Origin of the sequence: Streptococcus suis (assembly GCF_002960445.1) — a bacterium.
GTDB classification, from domain to species: Bacteria; Bacillota; Bacilli; order Lactobacillales; family Streptococcaceae; genus Streptococcus; species Streptococcus hyiners.
Genome location: NZ_POJD01000314.1, coordinates 1 through 308 on the forward strand (window position 1 = coordinate 1; position 308 = coordinate 308).

Sequence of the window (308 nt, forward strand, 5' to 3'; positions counted from 1 at the left end):
TGAACCCTATAAACCAAAATCACGAGGATTGGGTAACTCACAAGTACTTCCTAGAGATTACAGAACCCAAAGAGAAATTGAAATCGTATTAGCTGAAATGGCTGATCAGGTTGCTAATCGACTGCGTTCGGCCCATAAGAAAGCAACTGTTGTTTCAATCCATATTGGCTATTCTAGGACTGAGATGAAAAAATCTATAAATGCACAGAAAAAAATAGAACCAGCAAATCTCCCAAAAACAATGGTAAGTCATGTACTTGAATTATTCCGAAAGAAATACACCTCTGGTGCAGTGAGACAAATTGGTG

General features: G+C 38.0%; 1 pseudogene. It reads left to right on the forward strand.

Annotated elements, in window-relative coordinates:
• Nucleotides 1–308: pseudogene (locus C1G53_RS11005) on the forward strand (DNA polymerase); the annotation flags it as partial.